28 protein-coding genes and 1 riboswitch are annotated in these 26458 nt (G+C 62.2%); of the genes, 18 read left to right on the plus strand and 10 right to left on the minus strand.

Translation table 11 applies throughout. The annotated features are described in order from the left end of the window. Window position 1: 1 nt before the first annotated feature. The 4 genes from AACX99_RS07585 to AACX99_RS07600 are packed head-to-tail and all read right to left on the minus strand — an operon-like array spanning window position 2 to window position 3664. A complete protein-coding gene (locus AACX99_RS07585; protein ID WP_339410724.1) occupies window positions 2–2218 on the minus strand; it encodes a chemotaxis protein CheA in 2217 nt (738 codons plus the stop codon). Window positions 2219–2230: 12 nt separating this feature from the next. Further along, window positions 2231–2539 carry an STAS domain-containing protein gene (locus tag AACX99_RS07590; RefSeq protein WP_339410725.1) on the minus strand — a complete coding sequence of 103 codons (309 nt, stop codon included), beginning with the start codon at window positions 2537–2539 and terminating at the stop codon, window positions 2231–2233. 1 nt (window position 2540) lies between these two features. Beyond that, on the minus strand, window positions 2541–2906 hold the full coding sequence (locus tag AACX99_RS07595; protein ID WP_339410726.1) for a response regulator: 366 nt from the start codon (window positions 2904–2906) through the stop codon (window positions 2541–2543). Between the two features lie 32 nt (window positions 2907–2938). Continuing rightward, a complete protein-coding gene (locus tag AACX99_RS07600; RefSeq protein ID WP_445261852.1) occupies window positions 2939–3664 on the minus strand; it encodes a methyl-accepting chemotaxis protein in 726 nt (241 codons plus the stop codon). Between the two features lie 497 nt (window positions 3665–4161). Next, window positions 4162–4384, plus strand: a riboswitch (cobalamin riboswitch). Between the two features lie 110 nt (window positions 4385–4494). Between AACX99_RS07600 and cobO the strand changes: the two genes are divergently transcribed. Genes cobO through AACX99_RS07650 form a run of 10 tightly spaced genes read left to right on the plus strand, consistent with a single transcriptional unit; the run spans window position 4495 to window position 13279 of the window. Next, window positions 4495–5106 carry a cob(I)yrinic acid a,c-diamide adenosyltransferase gene (gene cobO, locus AACX99_RS07605; protein WP_339410730.1) on the plus strand — a complete coding sequence of 204 codons (612 nt, stop codon included), beginning with the start codon at window positions 4495–4497 and terminating at the stop codon, window positions 5104–5106. Beyond that, a complete protein-coding gene (locus AACX99_RS07610) occupies window positions 5106–6419 on the plus strand; it encodes a cobyrinate a,c-diamide synthase (RefSeq protein WP_339410732.1) in 1314 nt (437 codons plus the stop codon). Before cobO ends, AACX99_RS07610 begins: the two co-directional genes overlap by 1 nt. Beyond that, window positions 6416–7063, plus strand: coding sequence for a 5,6-dimethylbenzimidazole synthase (gene bluB, locus AACX99_RS07615; RefSeq protein WP_339410734.1), 648 nt, complete (start codon window positions 6416–6418; stop codon window positions 7061–7063). The genes AACX99_RS07610 and bluB overlap by 4 nt, the downstream gene beginning before the upstream one ends. After that, window positions 7060–7968: an adenosylcobinamide-phosphate synthase CbiB gene (cbiB, locus tag AACX99_RS07620; RefSeq protein ID WP_339410736.1), complete on the plus strand. Its 909-nt coding sequence runs from the start codon at window positions 7060–7062 to the stop codon at window positions 7966–7968. Before bluB ends, cbiB begins: the two co-directional genes overlap by 4 nt. Further along, window positions 7961–8953, plus strand: a complete 993-nt coding sequence (cobD, locus tag AACX99_RS07625) for a threonine-phosphate decarboxylase CobD (RefSeq protein ID WP_339410738.1) — start codon at window positions 7961–7963, stop codon at window positions 8951–8953. Before cbiB ends, cobD begins: the two co-directional genes overlap by 8 nt. Next, window positions 8950–10407: a cobyric acid synthase gene (locus AACX99_RS07630; protein ID WP_339410740.1), complete on the plus strand. Its 1458-nt coding sequence runs from the start codon at window positions 8950–8952 to the stop codon at window positions 10405–10407. The genes cobD and AACX99_RS07630 overlap by 4 nt, the downstream gene beginning before the upstream one ends. Then, a complete protein-coding gene (cobU, locus tag AACX99_RS07635) occupies window positions 10400–10921 on the plus strand; it encodes a bifunctional adenosylcobinamide kinase/adenosylcobinamide-phosphate guanylyltransferase (protein WP_339410742.1) in 522 nt (173 codons plus the stop codon). The genes AACX99_RS07630 and cobU overlap by 8 nt, the downstream gene beginning before the upstream one ends. Then, the gene (gene cobT, locus AACX99_RS07640) at window positions 10918–11973 is read left to right on the plus strand and encodes a nicotinate-nucleotide--dimethylbenzimidazole phosphoribosyltransferase (RefSeq protein ID WP_339410744.1); all 1056 of its coding nucleotides are present in this window, start codon (window positions 10918–10920) and stop codon (window positions 11971–11973) included. The genes cobU and cobT overlap by 4 nt, the downstream gene beginning before the upstream one ends. Further along, window positions 11970–12545 carry an alpha-ribazole phosphatase family protein gene (gene cobC, locus AACX99_RS07645; RefSeq protein ID WP_339410746.1) on the plus strand — a complete coding sequence of 192 codons (576 nt, stop codon included), beginning with the start codon at window positions 11970–11972 and terminating at the stop codon, window positions 12543–12545. The genes cobT and cobC overlap by 4 nt, the downstream gene beginning before the upstream one ends. Then, window positions 12542–13279, plus strand: a complete 738-nt coding sequence (locus AACX99_RS07650) for an adenosylcobinamide-GDP ribazoletransferase (RefSeq protein WP_339410747.1) — start codon at window positions 12542–12544, stop codon at window positions 13277–13279. Before cobC ends, AACX99_RS07650 begins: the two co-directional genes overlap by 4 nt. A gap of 23 nt (window positions 13280–13302) precedes the next feature. Here AACX99_RS07650 and AACX99_RS07655 read toward each other — a convergent pair whose 3' ends face one another. Then, window positions 13303–13635: a four-helix bundle copper-binding protein gene (locus AACX99_RS07655; RefSeq protein WP_339410748.1), complete on the minus strand. Its 333-nt coding sequence runs from the start codon at window positions 13633–13635 to the stop codon at window positions 13303–13305. A gap of 209 nt (window positions 13636–13844) precedes the next feature. Between AACX99_RS07655 and AACX99_RS07660 the strand changes: the two genes are divergently transcribed. The 6 genes from AACX99_RS07660 (at window position 13845) to AACX99_RS07685 (ending at window position 19699) form a co-directional block, all read left to right on the plus strand. Continuing rightward, window positions 13845–15053 (plus strand): MFS transporter, encoded by a 1209-nt coding sequence (locus AACX99_RS07660; protein ID WP_445261843.1) that lies wholly within the window; start codon window positions 13845–13847, stop codon window positions 15051–15053. Continuing rightward, the gene (locus AACX99_RS07665; RefSeq protein ID WP_304865155.1) at window positions 15050–15175 is read left to right on the plus strand and encodes a hypothetical protein; all 126 of its coding nucleotides are present in this window, start codon (window positions 15050–15052) and stop codon (window positions 15173–15175) included. The genes AACX99_RS07660 and AACX99_RS07665 overlap by 4 nt, the downstream gene beginning before the upstream one ends. A gap of 19 nt (window positions 15176–15194) precedes the next feature. After that, window positions 15195–15746, plus strand: a complete 552-nt coding sequence (locus tag AACX99_RS07670; protein WP_339410752.1) for a glutathione peroxidase — start codon at window positions 15195–15197, stop codon at window positions 15744–15746. Window positions 15747–15869: 123 nt separating this feature from the next. Then, entirely contained in the window at window positions 15870–16796 is a 927-nt protein-coding gene (locus AACX99_RS07675) for an esterase/lipase family protein (protein ID WP_339410753.1), read from the plus strand. 47 nt (window positions 16797–16843) lie between these two features. Continuing rightward, window positions 16844–17914 carry a lipase secretion chaperone gene (locus tag AACX99_RS07680; protein ID WP_339410754.1) on the plus strand — a complete coding sequence of 357 codons (1071 nt, stop codon included), beginning with the start codon at window positions 16844–16846 and terminating at the stop codon, window positions 17912–17914. A gap of 3 nt (window positions 17915–17917) precedes the next feature. After that, window positions 17918–19699 carry an ATP-binding response regulator gene (locus AACX99_RS07685; RefSeq protein WP_339410756.1) on the plus strand — a complete coding sequence of 594 codons (1782 nt, stop codon included), beginning with the start codon at window positions 17918–17920 and terminating at the stop codon, window positions 19697–19699. A gap of 213 nt (window positions 19700–19912) precedes the next feature. On the opposite strand, the gene AACX99_RS07690 is transcribed toward AACX99_RS07685, so the two are convergent. The 4 genes from AACX99_RS07690 to AACX99_RS07705 all read right to left on the minus strand — a co-directional run bounded on the left by AACX99_RS07690 (window position 19913) and on the right by AACX99_RS07705 (window position 23585). Then, on the minus strand, window positions 19913–20530 hold the full coding sequence (locus AACX99_RS07690) for a response regulator transcription factor (protein ID WP_339410758.1): 618 nt from the start codon (window positions 20528–20530) through the stop codon (window positions 19913–19915). A 69-nt stretch (window positions 20531–20599) separates the two neighbouring features. Next, entirely contained in the window at window positions 20600–21850 is a 1251-nt protein-coding gene (locus AACX99_RS07695; protein ID WP_339410759.1) for an OmpP1/FadL family transporter, read from the minus strand. Window positions 21851–22014: 164 nt separating this feature from the next. Continuing rightward, a complete protein-coding gene (locus AACX99_RS07700; RefSeq protein ID WP_339410760.1) occupies window positions 22015–22494 on the minus strand; it encodes a hypothetical protein in 480 nt (159 codons plus the stop codon). 236 nt (window positions 22495–22730) lie between these two features. Continuing rightward, entirely contained in the window at window positions 22731–23585 is an 855-nt protein-coding gene (locus AACX99_RS07705; protein WP_339410761.1) for a sulfurtransferase, read from the minus strand. Window positions 23586–23831: 246 nt separating this feature from the next. On the opposite strand from AACX99_RS07705, the gene AACX99_RS07710 reads away from it, so the two are divergent. Further along, on the plus strand, window positions 23832–24548 hold the full coding sequence (locus tag AACX99_RS07710) for a ZIP family metal transporter (RefSeq protein WP_339410762.1): 717 nt from the start codon (window positions 23832–23834) through the stop codon (window positions 24546–24548). 58 nt (window positions 24549–24606) lie between these two features. Continuing rightward, the gene (locus AACX99_RS07715) at window positions 24607–25290 is read left to right on the plus strand and encodes an MnmC family methyltransferase (RefSeq protein ID WP_339410763.1); all 684 of its coding nucleotides are present in this window, start codon (window positions 24607–24609) and stop codon (window positions 25288–25290) included. Between the two features lie 67 nt (window positions 25291–25357). On the opposite strand, the gene AACX99_RS07720 is transcribed toward AACX99_RS07715, so the two are convergent. Then, window positions 25358–26419, minus strand: a complete 1062-nt coding sequence (locus tag AACX99_RS07720; protein ID WP_339410764.1) for an SMP-30/gluconolactonase/LRE family protein — start codon at window positions 26417–26419, stop codon at window positions 25358–25360. Between the last annotated feature and the right edge of the window lie 39 nt (window positions 26420–26458).

The raw sequence follows: 26458 nt of genomic DNA on the forward strand, positions 1-26458 counted from the left end.
CCTAGATGCCCTTGAGCTCTTGACGCAGGTGTGGGGTACGGGTCTCGGCCGACTGGCCGTCGATGTTCTGTTGCAGGTGGCGGAACAGGCTGGCGATATCGAGGATCAGGGCCACTTGCCCGGAGCCCAGGATGGTGGAGCCGCTGATGCCCTGCAGGTGCTGAAACAGCAGGCCGAGCGGCTTGATAACGGTTTGCAGCTCGCCGTGCAGGCTGTCGACGATCAGCCCGGCCTGGTGCCGGCCGAAGTTGACCACGACGATGTTGCGGCGCTTGCTGCGGCTGGTCGGCAGGCCGAAGTGCGCGGTCAGGTCGACGCAGGGCAGCGGCTTGCCCCGCAGGCTCAGGTGGCCGTATTTGCAGTCTTCGAGCTGATGGTGATCGAGCTCGAGGCATTCGGTTACCAGGTCCAGCGGAATAACGAAATATTCCTCGCCGAGGTTGACCAGGAAGCCGTCGATGATCGCCAGGGTCAGCGGCAGGCGGATGCGGAAGGTGCAGCCGATGCCTGGCCGCGAATCGATCTCGATGGTGCCGCGCAGGGCGTCGATGGCGCTGCGCACCACGTCCAGGCCGACGCCGCGGCCGGACAGGTCGGAGACGGCTTCGGCCGTGGAAAAGCCGGCGGCGAAGATCAGCATGTGGATGTCATGTTCGGCCAGGTTGGCCTGCGCATCGATCAGCCCGCGGGAAACGGCCTTTTCGCGGATGCGCTCGGTATTCAGGCCGTGGCCGTCGTCGGCAACTTCGATGACGATCATCCCCGACTCGTGAAAGGCGTTCAGGCGCAGATGGCCTTCGGCAGGCTTGCCTGCGGCCAGGCGCTGTTCGGCAGACTCGATACCGTGGTCGATGGCGTTACGCACTAGGTGCGTCAGCGGATCGGCTAGCTTGTCGATCACCGACTTGTCCAGCTCAGTGTCGGCGCCGCGTATTTCCAGGCGGATGTCCTTGTTCAACTGCTGGCTGACATCGCGAACGACGCGGTGGAAGCGGTTGAAGGTGTCGCCGATTTCGATCATGCGCAGCTTCAGCGCCGCTTCGCGAATCTGCTCGACGTGCTGGTTGACCGTCTGCGCGCTTTCGATGCACTGGCTGTTGCCCTGGGTCTGCGCATGCAGCTGGGCGCCGGCGGCGCTGATCACCAGCTCGCCGACCAGGTTGATCAACTCGTCGAGTTTGTGCGCGGCGACGCGGATCTGGGTGTTTTCCTGGGCCTTGCGCTCGCGTGAGGATTGTTGCTTGGCCAGTGCCGCATTGACTGCCTGCGGCGCCACCAGGCCTTCCTCGACCAGAACGGCGCCGAGGGCCGGCTTCAGCTCATTGGCTTCGGCCTGTACCGCCAGCCCTTGTTGCAGCTCGTGTTCGGTCAGCAGACCGCTGGCAACCAGGATGCTGCCGATTCGTGCGTCGGTCTCTGGCAGCTCGTGGATCAGTTGCAGGTAATCGTCGAGTGCGCTGTTGGGCGGCAGGATACGCAGGGTGCAGAAATCGCGAATAAAGGCGAATACGTCCTCGATTTCCGCCTTGCTTGCCTCGCTGCACAGGTCGATTTCGAAGCCCAAATAGCACTGCTCTGGATCGAGCTCGTCGAGCGTTGGCAAGGTGTCGTCGATCACCTGCAGATTGAGGATCTCTCCCAGCTGTTGCAGGTAGCGGATAAAGCCCGCAGGGTCGAAACCGTTGCGCAATAACTGGTTGTCGAAGCGCAACGAAATATGCCAGACGCCTGGGGCGTTACAGTCGGCGCAGCGCGCGATACGGCCGCGATTGCTGCAATCTTCTTCGATAATATCGATCAGCGCCGGTGCGATGGTTCCGCCGCCATGCTCGTTGAGCGCTTCGAGCAGCTCGCTCTGGTGGCTGGTGTCGACCGGCAGCTCACCGCTGTCCGCATCAATCAGCTCGACCATCGAGGCGATTTCGTCCAGGCAGCGCAGCATTACCGAGATCAGCTCAGGGGTCAGGCTGCGCTGGCCGTCGCGCACTGCCATCAACAGGTTTTCCAGGTGGTGGGTGAAGCTCACCAGTGGCGTCAGGGAAAACAGCCCCGCCGAGCCTTTGAGCGTGTGCATAGCGCGGAACAAGCCGTTGATCGCTTCCTGATCCTCGGGTTGCTGATCCAGTTGTAACAGGTACTCCTCGGCCTGTTTGGTCAGGTCGCGGGCTTCCTCGATGAAGCCCAGCAGCAGCTGGCTCCATTGTTCTCCATTGAGCATCGCGTGGTCCTGTCAGACTGAGGGGGAGGCGCGGTACAGGACCTGCAGACGCAACAGGTCGAGCAGGTCACGCAACTCGGGACCGGGCTGCAGCAGCTGCAGCTCGGCGCTGTATTGGCGCAGGTGTTTGTCCAGGGCCAGCAGCAATTGCACGCCAGCGCTGTCGAGCTCTTCCAGCGCCTGAATATCGAGCGTCCAGACCCCGGGTGCAGGTTCGGCGACAGCCGCCAGCAACGCCTGGTGAGCGTCGCGGGCTTCGTAGATGGTCAGACTGCCGCTGAGGCTGTAGGCGGCCGTGTCGTGAGTGGTCAGCTGGTACATATCAGCTGGCCAGCTTGTCGACGGCCGCGAGTAGCTGCTGCGGCTGGAAGGGTTTGACAATCCAGGCTTTGGCGCCGGCCGCTTGCCCCTCGGCCTTCTTGCCCTGTTCGCTCTCAGTGGTGAGCATCACGATTGGTGTGAAGCGGTACTCATTACGGGTTTTGACCTCCTTGACCAGGCCGATGCCGTCCAGGTTGGGCATGTTCACGTCGCTGATGATCAGATTGATCTTTTGCCCATTGAGCTTGGTCAGGGCGTCGCGCCCGTCGACCGCCTCGATAACCTGGTGGCCTGCGCCGGTCAGGGTCATCTTGACCAGTTGGCGCATGGAGAGGGAGTCATCGACGATCAGAATGGTTTTTGCCATGGCACAGGCTCCGGCTTACGAAGAGAAAAGCGTCAGAAAAAGGTGACTTCGGTTTGGCTGGCACGGCCAGCCTTCTTGACGCCGCGTTCTTCGTCGGTGGTGAATTGGCGGCGTAATTCGTCAAGCCATTGCTGCGGCTTGGCGATGATCGGGTCCTGCTGTTCGATGGCGCGTTGCAGGCGTTCGAGATCGAGCTGAAGATGGTCGAGCATCTGATCGGAGCGGTCCTGGAACTGCAGGCTGACGATGATTTCCTGCAGGGTGCTCTGGGTGGAGCGGGCGTCCTGTTGCAGTTCGCGGGAGGTGTCGGCGAGTGCTTCGAGGCTGTGGCTGAGACCCTTGATGATGTCGCCCGAGACCTGGTCGAGGTAGCGCAGGTTGCTTTCCTCGCTGCTGGAAAGCTCCTCAGCGGCGCTCACCGTGGAGCGGATCGCCTTGTTGATCTCGCCGACCTTTTCCACCATGCGCTGACCGGTTTCCGCGGACAGGCTGGAAAGCTTGCGCACCTCGTCGGCGACCACCGAGAAACCGCGGCCATATTCGCCCGCACGGGCTGCCTCGATGGCGGCATTGAGCGCCAGCAGGTTGGTCTGGCTGGCGATGTCCTGAACGTGTTTGGACATCGCCTGCAACTCGCTGGCGTAGCTGTTGAGGTGGCTGATGGTGGCGAGCAGTTCATTCTTGTGCACGCTGGCGGCGTGGAAGGCGGTGGTGACTTCGTCGAGACGCCGCTGCGCCTGCCGCAGGCTGTCGGTCATGCCGGCGTTGCCGGTTGCGCTGTCAGAACGGCTCAGGGTCTGCTCCAGGTGCTGGCCAAGGCTGGCGAAGCGCTCGAACAACTGGCCGACGTTGAGGGTCAGCAATTGCCTGACCTGTCCCAGGTTCTGGTTCCAGGCCGGCAGAACGGCGCTCAGCAGAGGTTCGCAATCTGGTGACGACGGCGCCTCGACAACCTCGATTGGCGGCGCGACGGCGACGGTTTGCGGCCGCAGGAACAGCGCGGCGATTGCCGTGAGCAGGGCGCCGACGCCACTCACCCACGGCAGGCCGAAGCCAAGCCCGGCCAGACAGATGACGATTCCCAACCAGAGAGTGCAATAGGTCAACACGGCGAGCTTTCCCACGAGTTCGAATGCTGGGAAAGATAGGAGTTCGCCGTGGCAACGGAATATAGGGGAAACCCCTACACGGCCTAGGGGTTTCCATCTGAAGGCCCGAACAATCGGCGTTTGACGCCCAAACCCGAACTCTCTACCCTTCGCGCCTTGTAACAGGTGCCCCCAACGCTGTGCGTGTGGGGGTGAAACTGGGAAGTCGGTGCGTTGTGCGTTTACGCCAGTCATTCCGACGCTGCCCCCGCAACGGTAAGTGAGTCAATCGCCGCAAGTGCCACTGTGCTGTATGCATGGGAAGGCGCGGTCGAGAGCCTTGACGGTTCGCTCACAAGCCCGGAGACCGGCCTGTTGCAGTCCACGGCATCGCGGAGGGCGATGGCTGGCGTGTGGTTTGCGCTGTGCGTGAACCCGCGCTTTCCCTATCCCCGCATGCTTTTTCCAGCCAGATCGCCCTGTGGCGGTGGAGCAGTGCGATGACTGAATCGATTGAGCGTGACGCCCGGCACAAGGCGCGCATGGCCCGCAAGAAAGCCCTGATCGATGAAAAGATTGCCCAAGCCCAGGACGAATACGGCCTGCTGCTGGTGCACAGCGGCAATGGCAAGGGCAAGAGCAGCAGCGCCTTCGGCATGGTCGCCCGCGCCCTGGGGCACGGCCTCAAGGTTGGCGTGGTGCAATTTATCAAGGGCGCGGCCAGCACCGGCGAAGAAGCCTTCTTTCGCCGTTTTCCCGATGAAGTCAGTTATCACGTAATGGGCGAGGGCTTTACCTGGGAGACCCAGGATCGCCAACGCGATATCGATAAGGCGCGCGAAGCCTGGGCGGTAGCGGCGCAACTGCTGAATGACTCGGCCATTGGCCTGGTGGTGCTCGACGAGCTGAATATCGCCCTGAAATACGGTTATCTGGAGCTCGATGCGGTGCTCGCCGATATTGAAGCGCGGCCGCTGCTGCAGCATGTGGTGGTAACTGGTCGCGGCGCGCTGCCAGGGATGATCGAGGCAGCGGATACCGTGACCGAGATGAGTTTGGTCAAGCACGCCTTCAAGGCCGGGGTTAAGGCGCAGAAGGGAGTGGAATTTTAATGAGCCACTCGGCTGCCCGCCAATGCCCCGCGCTATTGATCGCCGCACCGGCCTCCGGCCAAGGCAAGACCACTGTGACCGCTGCCCTGGCACGTTTGCACGCGCGCCAGGGTAAGCGCGTGCGGGTGTTCAAGTGCGGCCCGGACTTCCTCGACCCGATGATTCTCGCCCGCGCTAGCGGCGCACCGGTGTATCAGCTTGACCTGTGGATGGTCGGTGAGGCCGAGAGCCGTCGCTTGCTGTGGCAAGCGGCGGGCGATGCCGATCTGATCCTGATCGAAGGGGTGATGGGCCTGTTCGATGGCACGCCGTCGGCGGCTGATCTGGCGCGACACTTCGCCGTACCAGTGCTAGCGGTTATCGACGGCTCTGCCATGGCGCAGACCTTCGGTGCCATGGCCCATGGCCTGGCGACTTTTCAGTCTGATCTGCCATTCTCCGGGGTGCTCGGCAACCGGGTCGGCAGTGTGCGGCATGGCGAGATCCTACGCGATGCGCTGCCGGCCTCGATTCACTGGTACGGCGCCTTGCCGCGCAGCGCCGAAGTCGGCTTGCCGAGCCGTCATCTGGGGCTGGTACAGGCAGGCGAACTGGCTGACCTGGATGCACGCCTGGACGCCGCCGCCGATGCCCTGGCCGCCAGCGCCGATACCAGGCTGCCGCCCCCCGTCAGTTTCGCCGCGCCTGAACAGGCCAGGCCCGCGCCTTTGCTTAAGGGCGTGCGCATTGGCGTGGCGCGCGACAGCGCCTTTGCCTTTCTCTACCAGGCCAACCTCGATCTGTTGAACGAACTGGGCGCTGAGTTGAGGTTCTTTTCGCCGCTCAGCGATCAGCAACTGCCCGATATCGACAGCCTGTACCTGCCTGGCGGCTACCCGGAGCTGCACCTGGCTGCACTTGAAACCAACCAGGCCATGGCTGAGGCGATCCGTGCGCACCATGCTGCCGGTAAGCCAATCCATGCTGAGTGCGGCGGCATGCTCTATTTGCTCGACAAACTGACCGACAAACAGGGCGCCAGCGGGCAGATGCTCGGCTTGCTAAATGGCGAGGCGACTCTGCAACCGCGCATGACCGCCATGGCCTTGCAACAAGCGGAGCTGCCGGAAGGGCTGCTGCGCGGCCACAGCTTCCACTACTCGGCACTGAGCAGTGAGCTGCAACCGCTGACCCGTGGCGAGTGCCCGAACTACAAGCGCACCAGTGAGGCGGTCTATCGCCAGGGCCGGATGACCGCCTCCTATATCCACTTCTATCTGCCATCCGACCCGGTTGCCGCTGCCGCGCTGTTTCTCCCTGGAGCGCCGGCATGAGCGAGCAGGCCTTTAGCCCTGATGAGCGCGCGGCGGTTTACCGCGCTATCGCCGAACGCCGCGATATGCGTCATTTCAGCGGCGGCGAGGTAGCGCCCGAGCTGCTTGCGCGCCTGCTGGAGGCCGCCCATCAGGCTCCCAGTGTCGGGCTGATGCAGCCTTGGCGGTTTATTCGCATCACTCGCCCAGCGTTGCGTGAGGCGATCCACGGCCTGGTGGACGAGGAGCGCCTGCGCACAGCCGAGGCGTTGGGCGAGCGCAGCGATGAATTTATGCGGCTTAAAGTCGAGGGTATTCGCGACTGCGCCGAGCTGTTGGTGGTAGCCCTGATGGGGGGCCGTGAGGCCCATGTATTTGGCCGGCGTACCTTGCCGGAAATGGACTTGGCGTCCTTGTCCTGCGCGATTCAGAACCTCTGGCTGGCCGCCCGCGCCGAGGGGCTGGGCATGGGCTGGGTATCGCTGTTCGAGCCACAGGCCCTGGCGGATCTGCTCAACATGCCGACCGGCAGCAAACCGCTGGCCGTGCTGTGCCTGGGGCCAGTGACGGAGTTTTATGAGGCGCCGATGTTGGTGCAGCAAGGCTGGGCCGAGCCAAGGCCATTGAGTGAATTGCTTTTCGAGAACCAGTGGGGCACGCCATGAGCCTGGTTCTCAGCACCTGCGCCGGGGTTGCTCTGGATGCCGTGTTTGGCGAGTCCAAGGGTTGGCACCCGCTGGTGGCCTTTGGTCGTATGGCCGAGCGCATCGAGCAGCGTTTCAATCCGGCCGGGCGCGGTTGGCGCAGTCATGGTGTCAGTGCCTGGTGCCTGGCGGTGTTGCCGCTGACCCTGCTGGCCTGGTTGCTGAGCCAGATTAGCGGGCTGGGCTGGGCGGTGGAGATTCTTGCGCTATACGCCGCCTTGGGTTTGAAAAGCCTGGGTGAACACGCCATGCCGGTGGCCCAGGCGTTGCGTCTGGGTGATTTGCAGCTGGCGCGGGAGCGGGTTGGTTATATGGTCAGCCGCAATACCGCGCAGCTGGACGCTACGGGCGTGGCCCGCGCGGGCAGCGAGTCGGTGTTGGAAAACGGCAGCGATGCGGTTTTTGCCGCGCTGTTCTGGTTTGTTATTGCCGGTGCGCCAGGCGTGGTGTTGTACCGCCTGAGCAATACCCTGGATGCCATGTGGGGCTATCGCAACGAGCGTTTCGAGCGCTTCGGCTGGGCCGCAGCGAAGATCGACGATGGTCTCAATTACCTGCCTGCGCGGTTAGTTGCCCTGACCTATGCCTTGCTTGGTAAAACTATGCTGGCGCTGCGCTGCTGGCGGACCCAGGCGCCGCTCTGGGACAGCCCCAACGCCGGCCCGGTGATGGCGGCCGGAGCTGGGGCGCTGGGCGTCAGCCTGGGCGGCGCTGCGGAATATCACGGCGAGCTGCACGTACGGCCTGAACTGGGGGCGGGGCCGCCACCCAGGGCGCGCGATATCGAGCGGGCACTCAATCTAGTCAATGGCGGCGTGCTGCTGTGGTTGGTGCTACTGCTGTTGTGGGGCGCTTTTTATGCTTGAGCATGGTGGGCGTCTACGTGCTGCTGCGCTGCGTTATGGCATCGCCCTAGCGGACTGGCTGGACCTGTCCACCGGCATCGCGCCTTACGGTTGGCCGCTGCCGGCGATTCCCGCCAGCGCCTGGGCGCGCTTGCCCGAGCAGCAGGACGGCCTGGAAATCGCCGCGCGCGATTACTACGGCGTGAGCAATCTGCTGCCGGTGGCGGGCTCCCAGGCGGCGATTCAGGCGTTGCCGCGTTTGGTGCGGGATGCGCGGGTCGGCATCGTCTCGCCTGCCTATGCCGAACACGCGGCTGCCTGGCAACGCGAGGGCCATCGCCTGCTGGAACTTAGCGAAGGCGGCATCGAGCGAGCGCTGGAGCGCCTGGATGTGCTGCTGCTGATTAACCCGAATAACCCGACTGGCCGGCGTATCGAGCCCCAGCGCCTGCTGGAGTGGCATGCACGTCTGACCGAGCGCGGCGGTTGGCTGGTGGTGGATGAAGCCTTTATCGATTGCACGCCTGAGTTCAGCCTGGCGGCCTTTAGCGAACGGCCGGGGCTGATCGTCCTGCGCTCGTTCGGCAAGTTTTTCGGTTTGGCCGGGATCCGCCTGGGTTTCGTGTTGGCTCAGCCGACCGTACTGGAACAGCTGGCCGAGCTGCTCGGGCCATGGGCGATCAGTGGGCCGAGCCGAGTGGTGGCCATCGCGCTGCTGCAGGATCACGCCGGCCAGCATTTGCAGCGTGAACGTCTGTTGGCCGATGGCGAACGCCTGGCCGCGCTGCTTAGCGCACAAGGTTTTGCGCCGACGGGTGGTTGTGCGTTGTTTCAGTTTTGCTGCACAACCGTTGCTGCAGAACTGCATGAGTTTCTTGCGGCGCAAGGCATCCTCACTCGGCTGTTTGCTAGCCCGCTAAGCCTGCGCTTTGGGCTGCCGGCGGATGAAGCCGGTTGGCAGCGTTTGCAGCAGGCCCTCGCAGCTTTTGCCAAGGAATCAGCATGAGCACATTAATGGTGCAGGGCACCACTTCGGACGCTGGCAAAAGTACGCTGGTAACTGCGTTATGCCGCTGGCTTAAGCGTCAGGGCGTCAGCGTGGTGCCGTTCAAACCACAGAATATGGCACTTAACAGCGCAGTCACCTCCGATGGTGGCGAAATCGGGCGCGCTCAAGCGGTACAGGCCCAGGCTGCCGGGTTAGCGCCGCATACCGATATGAATCCGGTATTGCTCAAGCCCAATAGCGATACTGGCGCCCAGGTGATTATCCACGGCCGCGTCCTGAGCAGCATGGATGCCGTTGCTTACCACGACTACAAGACGGTGGCGATGCAGGCGGTGCTGCAGTCTCACCAGCGCCTAAGTGCCGCTTATCCGGTGGTGATGGTGGAGGGCGCTGGCTCGCCTGCCGAGATCAACCTGCGCGCCGGTGATGTCGCCAATATGGGCTTCGCAGAAGCGGTGGACTGCCCGGTGATTCTGATTGCCGATATCGACAAGGGCGGCGTATTTGCCCATCTGGTTGGCACCCTGGCGTTGCTTTCAGAAAGCGAGCAGGCGCGGGTGCAGGGCTTTGTGATTAACCGTTTTCGCGGTGATATCGCCCTGTTGCAGCCTGGGCTGGATTGGCTGGAGCAGCGCACCGGTAAACCGGTGCTCGGGGTATTGCCCTATCTGATGGACTTCCACCTGGAAGCCGAGGACGCCATCGATATTCGTCAGAGCGCCAAGGCGGCGAAGGTGATCAAGGTGGTGGTGCCGGTATTGCCACGCATCAGCAACCACACCGATTTTGATCCGCTGCGCCTACATCCCCAGGTTGAATTGACCTTTGTCGGCCCTGGCCAGCCAATTCCAGGCGCTGACCTAATTATCCTCCCGGGCTCGAAAAGCGTGCGCGCCGACCTGGCGTTTCTCCGTGAGCAGGGCTGGCCGGCGGCCATCGCTAAGCACTTGCGCTACGGCGGCAAGCTACTCGGTATCTGCGGCGGTTTGCAGATGCTCGGTATGCAGATTGATGATCCCCATGGCCTGGAAGGCGCAGCAGGCTCAAGCCCAGGACTGGAGCTGTTGGAGTTCAGCACCGTGCTGGAGCCGGAGAAGCAGCTGCGCAACGTGCGTGGCCAGCTTTGCCTGGAAAATGTGCCGGTCAGTGGTTACGAGATTCATGCCGGGGTTAGCTCTGGTCCAGGTTTGAATGCGGCTGTGCGGTTGGATGATGGCCGTGCCGATGGTGGCCTGAGCGCGGACGGCCAGGTGCTCGGCACCTATCTGCATGGTCTGTTTGAAACCCCGGAGGCGTGCAACGCATTGCTGCGCTGGGCCGGCCTGCGCGAGGTGCAGACAGTGGATTACCACGCCTTGCGTGAGCGCGATATCGAGCGTCTGGCCGATCTGGTCGAGGCGCATCTGGATACGGTCCGGCTGCGCGAGTTATGTGGAGTAGGCCATGCGTGAACTGATTCTTGGCGGTGCCCGTTCCGGCAAAAGCCGCCTGGCCGAGCGGCTGGCGGCCGAATCTGGCCTTGCGGTGACCTATATCGCCACCAGCCAGCCGCTGGATGGCGAGATGAATACACGTATTCAGCATCACCGTGAACGTCGTCCGGCGCATTGGGGCCTGGTGGAGGAACCGCTGGCTCTGGCCCGTGTGCTGCGTGAGCAGGCTGGCGCGGACAAGTGCCTGCTCATCGATTGCATGACCTTGTGGCTGACCAATTTGCTGATGCTGGATGATCCGGCGCGCCTGAGCGCCGAGCGCGATGCGCTGCTGGACTGTCTGAGCGGCTTGCCGGGGCGGATTCTGCTGGTCAGCAATGAAACCGGCTTGGGCGTGGTGCCATTGGGCGAGCTGACCCGCCGCTATGTCGACGAGGCGGGCTGGTTGCATCAGGCTTTGGCTGAGCGTTGTGAGCGCGTGGTGTTTACCGTGGCGGGTCTGCCGATGGTTCTCAAGGGGAAAGCGCTATGAGTGAGCAATGGTGGCAACAGGGCTGTCAGGCGCTGGATATACCGGCACGCACTAAGGCCCAGGCGCGCCAGCAGCAGCTGACCAAACCGACCGGCTCGCTCGGCCAGCTGGAGCAGTTGGCCATCGATTTGGCGGCCATGCAGGGCAGCTCACGGCCGCAGGTCGAGCGGCTGTGGATCAGTATTTTTGCCGGCGACCATGGAGTGGTCGCCGAGGGCGTATCGGCATTCCCCCAGGCCGTCACCGGGCAGATGCTGCGCAACTTCGTTAATGGCGGCGCGGCGATCAGCGTGCTGGCCAAACAGCTGGACGCAACGCTTGAGGTCATCGACCTGGGCACCGCGCTACCGCTGGAACCGCTGCGCGGCGTGCGTCATCTGCATATCGGCGCGGGTACGGCGAACTTCGCCCAGGGCCCGGCGATGACTGCCGCGCAGCTACTCATGGCCCTGGAGGCCGGCCAGGCCAGCGTGCAGCGCGCCCGTGAAGCCGGCAGCCAGCTGTTTATCGGCGGCGAAATGGGCATCGGCAATACCACCGCCGCCACGGCCATGGCCTGCCTGTTGCTGGAGTGCCCGGCGCAGGCATTGGTCGGTCCGGGCACCGGTCTGGATAGCGCGGGTGTGGCGCACAAAGCCGAAGTCATCGAGGCTGCCCTGAAATTGCATCGCCCGGCTATCAGCGAACCCATCGACATCCTGCAACGCCTCGGCGGCTTCGAGATTGCTGCGCTGAGCGGCGCCTATTTGACCTGCGCGCAGCAGGGCATCACCGCCCTGGTGGATGGTTATATCTGCAGCGTTGCCGCCTTGCTGGCGGTACAGCTGAATCCGGCTTGCCGTGAATGGCTGCTGTTTGCCCACACTGGCGCCGAGCCCGGCCATCAGCGGGTGCTCAAGGCGCTGCAAGCCGAGCCTTTGCTCGATCTGGGCCTGCGCCTGGGCGAGGGCAGTGGGGCGGCCCTGGCCGTGCCGCTGCTGCGACTGGCTTGCAGCCTGCACAACGAGATGGCCACCTTTGCCGAGGCGGCGGTGGCCGAGCGCCCTGCATGACGGTCTATCTGGAACTGCTGCGCCACGGTGAAACCGAGCTGGGCGGTGGCCTGCGTGGCAGCCTCGATGATGCCCTGACCGAAACCGGCTGGGCGCAGCTGCGCGCGGCGGTGGCCGACGGCAGCCGCTGGGATCGGCTGATCAGCTCGCCGTTGCAGCGCTGCGCGCGCTTTGCCGAAGAACTGGCCGCACAGCACGGCGTGCCGCTGAGTCTGGAACCAGATCTGCAGGAGCTGCATTTCGGCGCCTGGGAAGGGCGCAGTAGCGCCGAACTGATGCAGACCAGTGCAGACGATTTGGGCCGCTTCTGGAGCGATCCTTATGGTTTTACCCCGCCGGATGGCGAGCCGCTGCTGGTGTTTGAAGCGCGGATATTGAGCGTGTTGCAGCGTCTGCAGGCGCGCCATACCGGCGAGCGACTGCTGCTGGTGACCCATGGCGGGGTGATCCGCCTGTTGCTGGCGCGCGCCCGTGGCTTGCCGCGCAATGATTTGCTGCAGGTGGCGGTGGGGCATGCCGAGCGCTATCAACTGTGCCTGGACGAGCAGGGCGAGCTGCGGGAGCGCGCATGACATCCTGGTGGATTGCCTTGCAATTTCTTACCCGCCTGCCGGTGACCCTGGCTGGCATGCCGACGCCTGAGCAGATCGGCCGTTCGTTGCTGTTCTATCCACTGGTGGGGCTGCTGATCGGCCTGTTGCTGCTCGCCGCGCAACAACTGCTGGGCGATAGCGCTGTGCTGTTGCAGGCGGCGTTATTGCTGACCTTGTGGGTGGGCATCAGCGGTGGACTGCACCTGGATGGCCTGGCCGACAGCGCCGATGCCTGGGCGGGTGGCTTTGGCGATAAAGAGCGCACCCTGGCCATTATGAAAGACCCTCGCAGCGGGCCGATTGCGGTGGTGGCGCTGGTGCTGGTGCTGTTGCTCAAGTTTGTTGCCTTGGCGACGCTGCTTGAAGCAGGGTCTGCGTCTAGCGCCTTGCTGCTGGTCCCGCTGCTTGGGCGTAGCGCACTGCTGGCGCTGTTTTTGACCACCCCCTACGTGCGTCCCGGCGGCTTGGGCCAGGCCATGGCCGAGCATCTGCCGCGCACGCTCGGCTGGCGTGTGCTGATCGCCAGTGCGCTGCTTTGCGTGTTTTGCGGCGGGCTCTCGGGATTACTGGCGGTGGTGGTTGCGTGTGCGCTGTTCTGCTTCGTGCGGCGCCTGATGTGTCAGCGCATCGGCGGTACCACTGGCGATACCGCCGGTGCTCTGCTGGAAACGCTCGAGTGCGTTGTACTGCTGGGTTTGGCTATCAGCGCTTAGCCTATGGGTGCAAGCCGAGCGCGTTAAGAGAGCGCCAGCGCGTTGCATTCATCAGCGCAGCGCTGGCAGGCCTGAGCGCACTGCTGGCAGTGCTCGTGTTGGTGCTTCATACATTCTTCGGCGCAGGCCTGACACGCGACCGCACAAAGCCGGCAGAACTCATCGACCAGGGCGCTCTTGCGGGCCATCAGCACTTGCGCCAAGTGGCACATATCCGCGCAATCGCGGTCGAGTCGAATACACGTGGCCATCATGCTCACGTCGTTTTCCTCAAGGCAGGCCGATGCGCAGGTCTCACAGGCAATTGCGCAAGCGCTGCAGGCTTGCATGCAGGATGCGTATTGGGACGAACTCATGGTCATGTTCTCCAATAGTGGGTGAGTTCTGTTTGACCGGCGTGACGTTAGGCGTGTTCAGGTTTTTTCGGCGATGGGGGCTCGCTTTACGGGTTGTTTATTGGTCGATGGTCGACTTGTTTTAACGCTCGCCTGGCGTCACTCTCGGCGATCTGATTGATCGATCAACTAATTCAACGACTATTTGAGCTGTCAGGGAGGCAGGGAGCATGAGGACAATTGGGCGCGGCAGTATGTGGATACTGCTCGGTGCATCGCTGATCCTGGCGCTGTCGTTGGGCATCCGCCATGGTTTTGGCCTGTTTCTGCCACCGATGAGTGCTGAGTTCGGCTGGGGACGCGAAGTGTTCGCCTTCGCCATCGCCCTGCAGAATCTGGTCTGGGGCCTGACCCAGCCGTTTACCGGCGCGCTGGCAGACCGTTTCGGCGCCAAACGTACGGTGATTGTCGGTGGCGTGCTCTATGCCATTGGCCTGGCCTGCATGGGCCTGGCCGACTCACCGCTGAGCCTGTCGTTGAGCGCAGGTCTGTTGATCGGCATCGGGTTGTCCGGCACCTCGTTCTCGGTGATTCTCGGTGCGGTGGGCCGCGCTGTGCCGATGGAGAAACGCAGCATGGCTATGGGCATCGCGGCTGCGGCGGGCTCCTTCGGTCAGTTCGCCATGCTGCCCGGCACTTTGGGGCTGCTCAGCTGGCTCGGTTGGTCGGTGGCGCTGATGGCCCTGGGGTTGCTGGTAGCTTTGATTGTGCCGCTGGCGGCGATGCTTAAGGACACACCGCTACCCCTTACCGGCCAGGAGCAGACGCTGGGTGAGGCCTTGCGCGAGGCTTGTAGCCACTCAGGCTTCTGGCTGTTGGCGTTGGGCTTTTTCGTCTGCGGTTTTCAGGTGGTGTTTATCGGCGTGCATTTGCCTGCCTATCTGGTCGATCAGCATCTGCCGGCCCTGGTCGGCACCACGGTGCTGGCGCTGGTGGGGCTGTTCAATATCTTCGGCACCTATATCGCTGGCTGGCTGGGCGGGCGGATGTCCAAGCCGCGCCTGCTCAGCGCTTTGTACCTGGCGCGAGCAGTGGTGATTACGGCGTTTATCCTGACGCCGCTGACGGTGTGGAGCGCATATGCCTTTGGCGTGGCCATGGGCCTGCTGTGGTTGTCGACGGTACCGCTGACCAATGGCACGGTGGCGACCCTCTTCGGCGTGCGCAATCTATCGATGCTTGGCGGTATCGTCTTTCTGTTCCACCAGCTCGGGGCGTTTCTCGGCGGCTGGATGGGTGGTTATCTGTATGACCATACTGGCAGTTATGATCTGGTCTGGCAGATTGCTGTACTGCTCAGCCTGCTGGCCGCCGCGCTGAACTGGCCAGTACGCGAGTTGCCCGTGGCACGCTTGCAACAACAGGAGGCGAATGCATGAATACCGACTATGGCTGGAACACCGCGCTGGTGATGGCCGGCATGCTGGCCCTGGGCCTGGCCTGGTGGGGCTGGCTGCAAAGTGGCCTCGCATTCTTACAGCTGGGGCTGGGTGTTTGCTGAGTTCATTATGGTGATTCGTATGTGGCGTTTATCCCTGCTGGTTGTCGTTCTACTTAGCGCCTGGGTTGGTTCGGCGCATGCGGCTGAATGCCCGGCATTGTTGCAGGGCGAGGTGCAGAAGCTGCGCAGCGAGGAACGTATCGACCTTTGCGCGCAGTTTGCCGGCAAGCCGCTGGTGGTGGTCAATACCGCCAGTTTCTGCGGCTTCACCCCTCAGTTCAAAGGCCTTGAAGCACTCTATCAGCGCTACAAGGAGCAGGGCCTGCAGATCCTCGGCGTGCCGTCTGATGACTTCCGCCAGGAGGCTGACAGCAGCGAAGAAACCGCCAAGGTCTGTTATGTCAATTACGGCGTGACCTTCCCCATGAGTGACACCCAGCGCGTGACCGGTAGTGATGCGTTGCCGCTGTTCAAGGAACTGGCCGCGCAGAGTCAGGCTCCGCGCTGGAATTTCTCCAAGTATGTGATCGATGCCCAGGGCAGGGTGATCGCCAGCTTCCCCAGCACCACCACCCCGGATGATTCGGCATTCTTGGCCGCCGTTGAGCAGGCGATTGCTTCGCAGCACTGAAACCAGGGTGGGGTAAAGACTCACCCATCTGGGCGATAGCTCACTTCCCAGTACCTCCTTAAAGTTGTGAGTACGCCGGACGCAGTTTCCCGGCGTGCCAACAAGAAAAATAAGGAGGCACCCATGCGTCGCGTTATTACTACTGCTCTAGCTGCCTGCGCCCTGGTCGGCGCGGTTGAGGCCCAGGCCAACTACACCAAGACCAAATACCCGATCGTACTGGTACACGGGGTGACCGGCTTCGATACCATCGGCGGTCTGATCAACTACTTCCACACCATCCCCTGGAACCTCGAGCGCGATGGCGCCAAGGTCTATGTGGCCAGCGTTTCGGCGCTAAATGACAGCGAGCAGCGCGGCGCCGCGTTGGCTAAGCAGATCGTGCCATGGGCCGGCGCCAATGGCGGCAAGGTCAACCTGATTGGTCACAGCCAGGGTTCACCGACCTCGCGCGTCGCCGCCTCGCTGCGTCCAGATCTGGTGGCCTCGGTGACGTCGGTCAACGGCGTCAATAAAGGCTCGAAAGTCGCCGACGTGCTGCGCGGGGTGATTCCACCCAATAGCGGCATCGAGGGTGGCGCCAATGCCCTGGCCAATGCCCTGGGCGCGGTGATCAACCTGCTGTCCGGCAGCAGCAATCCACAGAGCGGTATCGATGCGCTGAAAACCCTGACCACCGCCGGTACCACTGCGCTGAATGGTCGCCATCCGTGGGGCGTGAATAGCAGCAGCTACTGCGCCAAATCCACTGAAGTGCACAATGTGCGTGGGCACAACATCCGTTACTTCTCCTGGACCGGTAATACCTCCTACACCAACGTCTTCGATGCGGTCGATCCGTTCCTGGCGATCACCGGGCTGGCCTTTGGTAGCGAGAAGAACGACGGCCTGGTCGGCGTTTGCTCCACTTACCTGGGGCAGGTGATCGGTGATGGTTACAACATGAACCACGTGGATGCGATCAACCATCTGTTCGGTATTCGCGGTTGGACCGAGCCGGTTTCGCTGTATCGCCAGCATGCCAACCGCCTGAAAAACAAAGGCGTCTGACCGTCGCACAGCGGGCTGCGCCATGCAGCCCGCAATCTGGAGGTCATATGGCCCTGTCGCTGCGTTCAACTGTTCCTCCCCTGATACTGGCCGGCAGCGTTGTCGGCCTTACGCTTTATTGGCAATGGCCAGCCACTGTTGCGCCCCTCTCGCCTGCCATTCCTGCTGTTGTCAGTGCGCCTTTGTCTGTTGCTCCCAGCCCTTTGCTGCAAAGCGCCAAAACCGACGTATCAGCTGCTAGAGCGCCGGCAAGCCTGCCGGGTTTGCAGGGCACCGAGGTGGATGGCGAGCTGAAAGCGGACAGCGCCGGTAATCTGCAGCTGAACCTAGCACTGCGCGATTATCTGGATTACTTCCTCAGCGCCGCCGATCAAGCTGGCCTGGAAACCGTGGTCGAGGTGATGCTGGTCGACGCCCGTGGGCGTTTGCCGGAGCCAGCCCTGGGTCAGTTTATCGGCCTGCTGGGCGATTATATGGATTACAAGCGCGCCAGCCTGGCGCTGTTGCAGCAACCCTTGAGCAGTGCCCAGCAAAGTACCCCGGATGGCCAGTTGGTTGCCTTGCAGCGGGCCTTCGAGCAATTGGCGCAGCTACGTCGGGCACACTTCTCCAGTGCGGCGACCGAAGCCCTGTTCGGTGCCGAAGAAGCCTACGGCCGTTACACCCTGGACAACCTGGCGCTGATGGCCCGTGATGATCTCAGTGAGCACGGCAAGGCCCTGGCGCAGGAGCGTTTGCGCGCCCAGCTACCCGAGGCCATGCGGGCCAGTGAAGAGCGTCAGGCCCAGGCCCAGGCGTTGCAAATCGAAACAGACAAACTTTGGCAGGAGGGTGCCAGCGAAGAGCAGGTGCGTCAGCTGCTTGCCTTGACCTATGATCCACCCACGGTCAAACGCCTGCTCAGCGAGCAGCGTAACGAGCGCGCTTGGCAACAACGTTATGCCACCTACCAGCAGGAACTTGCCGCTTTGCAGGGCAATGGCCTCAGCGCTGCGGATCAGCAGCAGGAGCAGCAGCGTTTGCGCCAGCGTCTATTCAGCGCCGAAGATCAGCACCGGGTGGAAACCTATGACGCCATTGCCGCCAAGCAACAGGACAATCAACCGCCCGAGCTGTAAGCCATGAGCCTGGAGCGTCAGGAAGCGCTGCTACTGACCCAGCAGCGCCGCGGTTACCGCCGGCTGCGTTTTACCAACGTGCTGGAAGATGGTTTTGTTGAGCACCGGGTTCAGCGTATTCGGCGCCGACTGTTGCTGATCAGCAGCACTGCGGTGATCTTTCAACTGGTCTACACCGTCCTCGATCTATTGCTGCTGCCCCTTAACGCCAGCCTTGCCACCCTGCCAGTGCGATTGCTGGGCATATTCGCCGCGCTGCTGTCCTTCTTCTACTGTCGCCGTTCGCAGAGTCCGCCGCGACGCGCCCTGTTGGTCTATGTGGCCGCTTACGCCTTCAACGGTGTTTGCGTCGCGGTGATCATTCATCTGTGCTGGAGTCTGGGCGTCGCCATGCCTTATGACGGGCTGTTTCTGGTGCTGCTGTTTGGCTACGTGCTGCTAGGCGTGTCGTTCCGCGCGGTCAGCCTGGCGTCCTGGGGTGTGTGCGGGCTGTTCCTCTGGATGGGGCTGATCGCCACGGGTGGCAGTGTGGCACTGGGTTATCAGGGCCTGTTTCTGTTTTGCGCCAATCTGATTGGCAGTGTCGGTGCTTATCTGCAGGAGCACGGTCAGCGTGGCGCCTGGCTTAATCTGCGCTTGCTTGATTTGGCGCGGCAACGTGCCGAAGCCGATGACGCGCGCAAACTGCGTCTGTTGGCCGCCGCCAGCCATGATCTGCGCCAACCATTGAACGCCATGGGCCTGTACGCCCAACACCTGCTGGAGCAGAACCAGGACCCCGGCGTGCACCGCATCAGCAGCCGTCTGGCGATTGCCGTGGAGCAGCTCAGCCGGCTGTTGCAGTCGCTGTTCGACTACACCCGTCTGACCCTGCCCGGTGGTGTGCAGGCCAAGCCAGAAGTGTTTGCCTTGCGCCCCTTGCTGGCGCGCCTGAGCGGTGAAAGCCGCGCCGAGGCCGACGCCCAGGGTGTCGAGCTGCAGCTGCAATGCCCCGACCTCTGGGTGCGCAGTGATCCGCTGCTACTGGAGCGCGTGTTGCGTAACCTGCTGAGCAATGCTTTGCGCCATGCTCAGGCGCGGTATATCTGGTTGCATGTTCATGCCGAACAGGGCGTGGTGCGGCTGGAGGTGGGTGATGACGGCCAGGGTTTGAGCGAGGAAGAACAGGGCCAGGTGTTTGAAGAGTTCCGCCAATTGGACAACCCCGGCCGCAATGCCGAGCGCGGGCTGGGCTTGGGCTTGGCTATCGTCCAGCAATTGGCGCAGTTGCTGGGGCATCCGCTGCAGCTGGACTCGGGCCCAGGCGAGGGCGCGCGCTTTATTCTGCAGTTGCCGCAGGCTGCAGCCGGCGAGTGGCAAGCACCCGCGGCGGTTGCTGCGGCATTGAGCGGACGGGTGTTATTGCTGGAAGACGATGCAGCGGGCCGTGAGGCGCTGTCCGGTTTGTTGCAGCGCTGGGGATGCGAGGTCTGGGCTTGCGCCGACCCTGCTGAGGCCTTGCAGTGTTTACCCGAGGCGCAGCCGCAGGTGCTGATCAGCGACTATCGTCTGGCAGCCACCGAGGACGGCTTGCGCGTTATCGAGCGTTTACGTGAAGAGTCTGGGCGCATGCTGCCGGCCCTGCTGATTACCGCTGATGTCAGCGCCGACCTGCAGGAGCGCTGCACCCGAGCTCATGTCATTTTGCTTGGCAAACCGCTGCTGCCAGCCCGTTTGCGTCAGGCCTTGGCTGTGCTGTTACCGGCCAATTTGGCGGATAGGAGCTGTTCAACGTCTGCGAGCTAGAGACTTGCAGTAACAGCCGGGGCTGTTACTTACGTAGCGAGGAAGCGGGCTGGGCTTGCACACGAGTTTACGGGTGTAAATGAGCACTACTCGTTTCACTCGCCCTTCGGGTTGCGCTAAATCGCGTTAGCCGCAAGCGGCTTCTGACCGGGCTGGCGTACCAGCCTGCTTTTAAAGCAGCAGGGCCGACGCGCAGCAGCGTTGAATAGACGCCTACAGCCAGCCCCGTTGCCGCGCCGCACTAACACAGGCCGTTCGGGTATGCACGGCAAACTCCTGAAACAGCGATTTCAGATGGGTTTTCACCGTGTCCTCGGAGACGCCCAGCTGACGACTGATGGCCTTGTTTGGCAAGCCTTCGGCGAGTAACTGGAGGATTTCCATCTGCCGGGGTGTGAGCTGTGGTTTGTCGCCCGTCTGCGGCACGGGCAGGGTTTCGCCCAGCAGTACGCGGGTCACCGCCTGGCGCAGTTCATCGCTATTGGCACTTTTCGGGATAAAACCCAGCGCACCGGCTGTCAGTGCGGCCTGGGCGTCCAGATTGGAGTCACTGGCGCTCAGGATTGCCACTGGGGTCATGCGGCCTTGTTGTTGCCAGCGTTGCAGCAACTCCAGGCCCGGCATATCGGGCAGGCGTAGGTCGAGCAGAATCAGGTCGAAGGTGGCGTGTTGCAGGCAGGCTTCGGCGGCGGCAGCGGATTCGGCGGTGTGAATCTGCAGGTCGGCGCAGAGCGGGGCGAGGGCCAGGCTAAGGCCATCGAGAAAGATCCGGTGGTCATCCACCAGTAACAGGCTGAGCTGTTCGGGCAGGGCAGTGCAGAGTGCAGTCATAGGGCTGTCTCAGGCGGCGTTATTATTTTTGTGGACGCCGCGCGAGTTTAACCCAAACCGCTGGTTGATTTAGAAGCGGTACGTCACTTGTGCGCCCAGGCCGTGAGCCGTGTTTTTGTAGGTGGCGCGGTAGTCATCCCGCTCGATGTGAGCGTCGTCTTCCATCAGGTAGGAGTAGGCCAGGTCGATGGTCACATCATCATTCGGGCTCCAGGCTGTGCCCAGGCTGAGGATGGTGCGGTCGCCGGTGGGGATGCGTGGCGAACGGTCGGCGTTATTGGTCGGCGACTGGTCTACGGCCAGGCCGGCGCGCAGGGTCCATTGCGGGTTCAGTTTGTAGGCCGCGCCCACGGCGTGCGCCCAGGTGTCGTGCCAGTTCTGTGGTTCACTGATGCTGCTGAGGTTGCCTGCTAGCAAGCCGCCTACGCCTTTGTTATCAGCGCGAATCTCTTGCAGACGGCTCCAGCGCGTCCAGGTGCTGCCGGCGTATAGAGTCCAGTCGGCATCCAGTTCGTGAGTTACCGAGAAATCTACCGATTCCGGGGTGGTTAGCTCCAGTGACGCGTCGTAGGTCCCAGCCGATGAATCAATGACAAAACCGGGGCCTGAAACCGTGGTATCGCCTTTCAGGCGGTAGTCCACTTTGGAGTGATAGGTCAGGCCGAAACGCGTTTGTGGGCTGATTTCAAACAGCACGCCGACGTTGTAACCCAGCGCGGTGTCATCACCCTTGATTTCGACCTTGCCGTCACCTGCACCGGGAATCGGGTTGTTGATGGCCGAGGTCAGCTCGCCGTCGATACGGTTGATGGTTGGGCCAAAACCGATCGACAGGTGCTCATTGAAGCGATAGCTCAGGGTCGGTTGCAGGGTAATCACCCGAACTTCGCTGCGGTCGCCGTGGTAGCGGCCCTGGAAGTTGCGCTCATAGTCGGTCACCAGGCCAAACGGCACGTACAGGCCCAGGCCGAAGCTCCAGTTGTCGTCCAGTGGCTTGACGTAATAGCCCATAGGCGCGCCGACAAACGGCACCATGTCGCCGTCATTGCTGCCGCTGGCTGAGCCGCTGGCGTTGTCGATATCGGTTTTTGCGTGGATCAGGGCAATGCCGCCGCTGACTTGTTCACGCTTGATACGCGCCATACCGGCTGGATTGCCGAATACGGTGCTGGCGTCATCGGCAGAGGAAGAGCGGCCGGCGAAGGCGGTGCCCATGTTGCTGACGCTTTGTTCGTTGATGGCAAAGCCGCTGGCAAAGCCATGGCTGGCGGCAGAGGCAAGGGCAAGGGACAGGCAGGTCTTGACGACTCTTCTAGTCACGGTGGACTCCTAGATTTTAGCGGGGGCGGAAACTAACAACTTTTCCTGACCCTTGCCAAGCCTTTGAAGTTCCCGAGATAGAGCGCTGTATGCCTTTAATCTGAGGCTATTTCCTGCTAACTGCGCTGAAACTTGTCGGACAATATTGGGCCTCTGCCTTGGCCTCAGGCCACCTGGCTAAGGCTGCCGATGCAGCGTTGCCAGGCGGCGATAAAGTCCTTGGTACGGCCGTGGGGCCTGAACACCCGGCGCCAGACTTGCGCCATGCCGAGCAGGTCATCGGCGGCCGGCAGTTCGCGCTGCTCGGCTTCGATCAGCATCCAGGCAATCGCCGTGGCGTAACGCAGGTTGACGGTCAGTTCCAAGTGCGGTGCGGCGAGGAAGGCATGCTGGCTGGCGAGGCCGCGTACCTGGCTGGCGAGATCCGGGTCTAGCGCCAGGTGTTGATCCCAGAGCTGTTGGTGGCGCAGGGCGGCGATGCGATAGAGGCCGTGGCCATGTTTATCATCGAGGGCCGAGCCGAGCCCGGATTGGCTGGCAGCGGCACCCAGTAACAAGGCTTCGGCGGCGTTGGAGTGGCGGCCCAGATAGAGCAGGGTAGGGCGGATGACGTACTGGCTTAACTCGCAGGCGGCAATTCCCATAAAGCCCTCGGCGGTAAGTGACCGGTGGGGCCGGGGCGCTGGCAGCTTCGAGTTATTCTGATAAAGGCCCCACCGGGAGCGGGGTTAGCCGCTCATGTTGAAGTGTAGTGCGACCTTTCTTCTGTAAAGGGCTGTTTTTAAATTGTTTTCGGCTTTCGGTTATTGGCTATATTCCAGTTGGTACTTAACCACGGCTGGCTGGCGTTAGCCACATGGCCAGCCTGCCCGAACTGAAATCAGTCGCCAGTGGCCACTGGACGGGTTGGGTCGGTGATCCATTCGCTCCAGGAGCCTGCATACAGCGGCGCCAACGGGTAGCCGGCCAGGCACAGGGCGAACAGGTTGTGGCAGGCCGTCACACCAGAGCCACAGTAGGCCACCAGTTCACTGGCCTGGCGCTCACCGAGATATGTAGCAAAGCGCTGGCGCAGCTGCTCTGGGCTAAGAAAGTGACCATCGCTGTCGAGGTTGTCGGTGAACGCCGCGCACTGCGCGCCTGGGATATGCCCGGCAACCGGATCGATAGGTTCGACTTCGCCCCTGAAACGCGGCAGACCACGCGCATCCAGCAGGGTCATCTGCTGATCACCCAGGCGCTGTTGCAGCTGTGCAACATTGACCAGCAGGCTGGCGTCAGCGCTTGCGCTGAAGGCGCCAGGAGTGGGGGTAGGCAGGTCCTGGGTTAAGGCTCCGCCCGCTTCGCGCCAGGCCTTGAGGCCGCCATCGAGCAGGTATACGCCGTCACGCTTGCCTAGCCACGCCAGTAGCCACCAGGCGCGAGCGGCAAAGGCACCGGGACCGTCGTCGTACAGCACCACTTCGCTGTGATTGTTCAGACCCCATTCGCGCAGACGCTGCAGCAACTGTGCTGGTTCTGGCAGAGGGTGACGGCCGGTGATGCCTTTGTGGATCGACCCGGACAGGTCGCGTTCCAGATCGGTAAACTGCGCGCCGGGGATATGCCCATCGGCATAGCTGCGCTGGCCGTAGGCCAGATCTTCCAGGGCAAAGCGGCAATCGAGAATCAGCAGGTCGGGTTCATCGAGACGGCGCTGTAGCTGGGCGGCGCTGATCAGTTGGGCGAGGGGCATGATGTGCGTCCTTGGCGGTCGGTAAAAGAAAGCAGGCCAGGTTGGAATCTGAAGAGCGTTCTGAGTGGGTGATGCCAGGCCTGATCCGTCTAAGATTGCAAGGGGCAGAGCATAATCGGCATTGGTTCGAAGTTGCCACGGCTTGGTAGCCGATGTCGTTATCAATCTGCGTCGATGGATGCCTGCGCTTGAGTTAGCGGCGTAATTGGGGATATTGATAGCCTCTGACTGGCAGGCGAGATGACCATGGATTCCCTTTTTATGGTGGTGGCTTATACCTTGTTGGCCGGCATGGCAATGCCACTCGGCGCGGGTTTTGCCAGTGTCGAACGTATCCGTCCGCGCTGGTTGGAAAGTGAGCTACGCCACGGGGTGGTTGCTTTCGGTGGCGGTGCGCTGTTGGCTGCGGTCGCGCTGGTGCTGGTGCCGCAAGCGATTGTGCGCTTTGAGCCGGCTGCGGCCGCTCTGTGGTTCTGCGTCGGCGGCGCTGCCTTTATGGGGCTGGATATCCTGCTTGATCGGATGAACACTCCCGCCAGCCAGTTGGCTGCGATGTTGACTGACTTCATTCCTGAATCCCTGGCTCTGGGTGCCGCGTTTGCCCATGGCGGCAAGGGTGCGATGTTGTTGGCCATCCTGATGGCGATGCAGAACCTGCCGGAGGGTTTCAATGCTTATCGCGAGATGAGCCAATCGAGCGGCTACAGTCGCACACGCCTGCTTTCGCTGTTTGCCGCAGTCGCATTGCTTGGGCCAGCTGCTGGCGTATCCGGCTATTTATGGTTGGATGATTCGCCGCAAGTGGTTGCGGCGGTGATGTTGTTCGCTGCTGGCGGTATTCTCTATTCGGTGTTTCAGGATATCGCCCCTCAGGCCAAGCTGAACAAGCATTGGGCGCCGTCGCTCGGCGCGCTGCTGGGTTTCATGCTCGGTATCGTCGGGCATATGCTGACTGGGGGTTGAGCTGCGCCTGCTGTATCGTTCGCCTCTCCTTATTGCACTCCCTCCCCACGAGATCACCATGAAGCGCTTTGTATTGCTCGATACCGCCCCGATTCCCGATGGTTCGGGCGCTCTGTGCCTGTTTGAGTATGGTGAGGATTTTGTGATCAAGATTGCTGGCGGCGATGGCGGTCAGCTGATGAACACACGCATGCATGGTTCTGAAGATGCGTTGGCGGCAATTCCCTGCAAGAAGGTCGCCGGACGGCCGGATTCGCGGGTATTGATCGGAGGTCTGGGAATGGGTTTTACCCTGGCCGCTGCATTGCAGAACCTGGGCAAGACCGCCGAAGTGGAAGTGGCCGAGCTGGTGCCTGGAGTGGTGGAGTGGAACCGCGGCCCGCTGGGCGCCAAGGCCGGTTACCCGATCCTCGACTCGCGTACCCGAGTGATTCAGGACGACGTGGCCAATTGCTTGAAGAGCGCCGATCAGCGTTATGACGCAATCATGCTGGATGTCGACAACGGCCCCGAAGGCCTGACCCAGAAACGCAATAGCTGGCTGTATTCCGCCCAGGGCCTGCAGCGCTGCTACCAGGCGCTGCGCAACAAGGGCGTGCTGGCGGTGTGGTCGGCGAGTGCCGATCGAGTATTTAGCGACAAGGTGCGCAAGGCCGGTTTCAAGGTCGAAGAAGTGCAGGTCTATGCCCATGGCAACAAGGGCACCCGGCATACCATATGGATCGCGGAAAAGATCAAATAGGCACATGCCGAACACAAAAAAGCCCGCGCAGCTAAGCAGTTGCGCGGGCTTTTTTTGTGTGGGTTGCTTAGCGAAGCTTTAGTTTGCCGATGCGGTCGTTGTCCAGGCTGCCAAAGTACAGATAGTCGCCCACCGGTTTGACCGAGGTGATCATGCGCAGGTGGGTGCCGCTGGTGTCGTGCAGGCTCTGGGTGATTTCGCCTTGCTCGTTGAGGGCGATGGCAAAACCGTAAGGCACGGCCTTGGGCCAGAAGGCGCGCGGCAGTTTGGCCAGTTGCGCTTTCGCCCACGGCGAGCGGTGCAGCATGTCGGCGTCGGCTTTGCGCGGGGTCGGCAGGGCCACCCAGAAGGTGCCGTTGCGGTCGCCCTGCAGGTTGTCCGGCAGGCCCGGCAGGTTGTCGATAAAGATATCGTGGGTGCCGGCCTTGTCGCCGCTCAGCCAGTAACGGGTGATGCGGTAGCGGTAGGTTTCGTTGACCAGCACGAAGTCCTCATTGGCCGACAGCGCCACACCGTTGGCGAAATACAGGTCCTTGAGCAGCACCTTGGTTTCGCCGTTGGCCGGGTTGTAGCTGAGCAGGCGGCCATGGGGGCGGGCTTCGAGCAGGTCGAGCAGATAGTCGGGCTGTTCGAAACGCTGGCTGGCATCGCTGAAGTAGATGGTGCCGTCGCGGGCGATATCCAGATCGTCGGTGAACTTGAAGGCTACGCCTTCGGCTTCGGTGGTCAGTACCTTGATCTGTCCCTGGGTGTCGATGCTGAGCAAGCCCTTGTAAGCGTCGGCGACGATCAGGTTGCCGGCGGTGTCAAAGTCCATGCCCAGCGGGCGGCCTTTGGTGTCGACAAAGGTTTCCATGTTGCCATCGGCTTTGATGCGCACGATTCTGCCGTCATGCAGGCCGGCGTACACCAGGCCCTGGGCGTCTACGGCAGTGTCTTCCGGGCCATGCACCTGGCCGCGGCCGAGCAGTTCGGCCTTCATCAGGGTGTCGTTGGGTTCCAGTACGCCGGTCATCGGCGGGATGGCCGGGGCTTCCCAGGCCAATGGATCAATCGGGCTGGGCGTGACGGCGAGGTAGATCGCCGCCGCAGCAATCAAGGCCACAAGCAGGCCAAACAGTGTCTTCATTGTTGTTATTCCCTGTGATGAAGGTGAGCAGATGTAAGC

Source organism: Pseudomonas sp. EA_35y_Pfl2_R5 (genome assembly GCF_963970805.1).
Lineage (GTDB): Bacteria > Pseudomonadota > Gammaproteobacteria > Pseudomonadales > Pseudomonadaceae > Aquipseudomonas.

Bases quoted from the DNA above. Each gene is read 5' to 3' on its own strand.
- AACX99_RS07585 (WP_339410724.1), bottom strand. From the start codon at position 2,218: ATGCTCAATGGAGAACAATGGAGCCAGCTGCTGCTGGGCTTCATCGAG.
- AACX99_RS07590 (WP_339410725.1), bottom strand. From the start codon at position 2,539: ATGTACCAGCTGACCACTCACGACACGGCCGCCTACAGCCTCAGCGGC.
- AACX99_RS07595 (WP_339410726.1), bottom strand. From the start codon at position 2,906: ATGGCAAAAACCATTCTGATCGTCGATGACTCCCTCTCCATGCGCCAA.
- AACX99_RS07600 (WP_445261852.1), bottom strand. From the start codon at position 3,664: ATGACCGACAGCCTGCGGCAGGCGCAGCGGCGTCTCGACGAAGTCACC.
- cobO (WP_339410730.1), top strand. From the start codon at position 4,495: ATGACTGAATCGATTGAGCGTGACGCCCGGCACAAGGCGCGCATGGCC.
- AACX99_RS07610 (WP_339410732.1), top strand. From the start codon at position 5,106: ATGAGCCACTCGGCTGCCCGCCAATGCCCCGCGCTATTGATCGCCGCA.
- bluB (WP_339410734.1), top strand. From the start codon at position 6,416: ATGAGCGAGCAGGCCTTTAGCCCTGATGAGCGCGCGGCGGTTTACCGC.
- cbiB (WP_339410736.1), top strand. From the start codon at position 7,060: ATGAGCCTGGTTCTCAGCACCTGCGCCGGGGTTGCTCTGGATGCCGTG.
- cobD (WP_339410738.1), top strand. From the start codon at position 7,961: ATGCTTGAGCATGGTGGGCGTCTACGTGCTGCTGCGCTGCGTTATGGC.
- AACX99_RS07630 (WP_339410740.1), top strand. From the start codon at position 8,950: ATGAGCACATTAATGGTGCAGGGCACCACTTCGGACGCTGGCAAAAGT.
- cobU (WP_339410742.1), top strand. From the start codon at position 10,400: ATGCGTGAACTGATTCTTGGCGGTGCCCGTTCCGGCAAAAGCCGCCTG.
- cobT (WP_339410744.1), top strand. From the start codon at position 10,918: ATGAGTGAGCAATGGTGGCAACAGGGCTGTCAGGCGCTGGATATACCG.
- cobC (WP_339410746.1), top strand. From the start codon at position 11,970: ATGACGGTCTATCTGGAACTGCTGCGCCACGGTGAAACCGAGCTGGGC.
- AACX99_RS07650 (WP_339410747.1), top strand. From the start codon at position 12,542: ATGACATCCTGGTGGATTGCCTTGCAATTTCTTACCCGCCTGCCGGTG.
- AACX99_RS07655 (WP_339410748.1), bottom strand. From the start codon at position 13,635: ATGAGTTCGTCCCAATACGCATCCTGCATGCAAGCCTGCAGCGCTTGC.
- AACX99_RS07660 (WP_445261843.1), top strand. From the start codon at position 13,845: ATGAGGACAATTGGGCGCGGCAGTATGTGGATACTGCTCGGTGCATCG.
- AACX99_RS07665 (WP_304865155.1), top strand. From the start codon at position 15,050: ATGAATACCGACTATGGCTGGAACACCGCGCTGGTGATGGCCGGCATG.
- AACX99_RS07670 (WP_339410752.1), top strand. From the start codon at position 15,195: ATGTGGCGTTTATCCCTGCTGGTTGTCGTTCTACTTAGCGCCTGGGTT.
- AACX99_RS07675 (WP_339410753.1), top strand. From the start codon at position 15,870: ATGCGTCGCGTTATTACTACTGCTCTAGCTGCCTGCGCCCTGGTCGGC.
- AACX99_RS07680 (WP_339410754.1), top strand. From the start codon at position 16,844: ATGGCCCTGTCGCTGCGTTCAACTGTTCCTCCCCTGATACTGGCCGGC.
- AACX99_RS07685 (WP_339410756.1), top strand. From the start codon at position 17,918: ATGAGCCTGGAGCGTCAGGAAGCGCTGCTACTGACCCAGCAGCGCCGC.
- AACX99_RS07690 (WP_339410758.1), bottom strand. From the start codon at position 20,530: ATGACTGCACTCTGCACTGCCCTGCCCGAACAGCTCAGCCTGTTACTG.
- AACX99_RS07700 (WP_339410760.1), bottom strand. From the start codon at position 22,494: ATGGGAATTGCCGCCTGCGAGTTAAGCCAGTACGTCATCCGCCCTACC.
- AACX99_RS07705 (WP_339410761.1), bottom strand. From the start codon at position 23,585: ATGCCCCTCGCCCAACTGATCAGCGCCGCCCAGCTACAGCGCCGTCTC.
- AACX99_RS07710 (WP_339410762.1), top strand. From the start codon at position 23,832: ATGGATTCCCTTTTTATGGTGGTGGCTTATACCTTGTTGGCCGGCATG.
- AACX99_RS07715 (WP_339410763.1), top strand. From the start codon at position 24,607: ATGAAGCGCTTTGTATTGCTCGATACCGCCCCGATTCCCGATGGTTCG.
- AACX99_RS07720 (WP_339410764.1), bottom strand. From the start codon at position 26,419: ATGAAGACACTGTTTGGCCTGCTTGTGGCCTTGATTGCTGCGGCGGCG.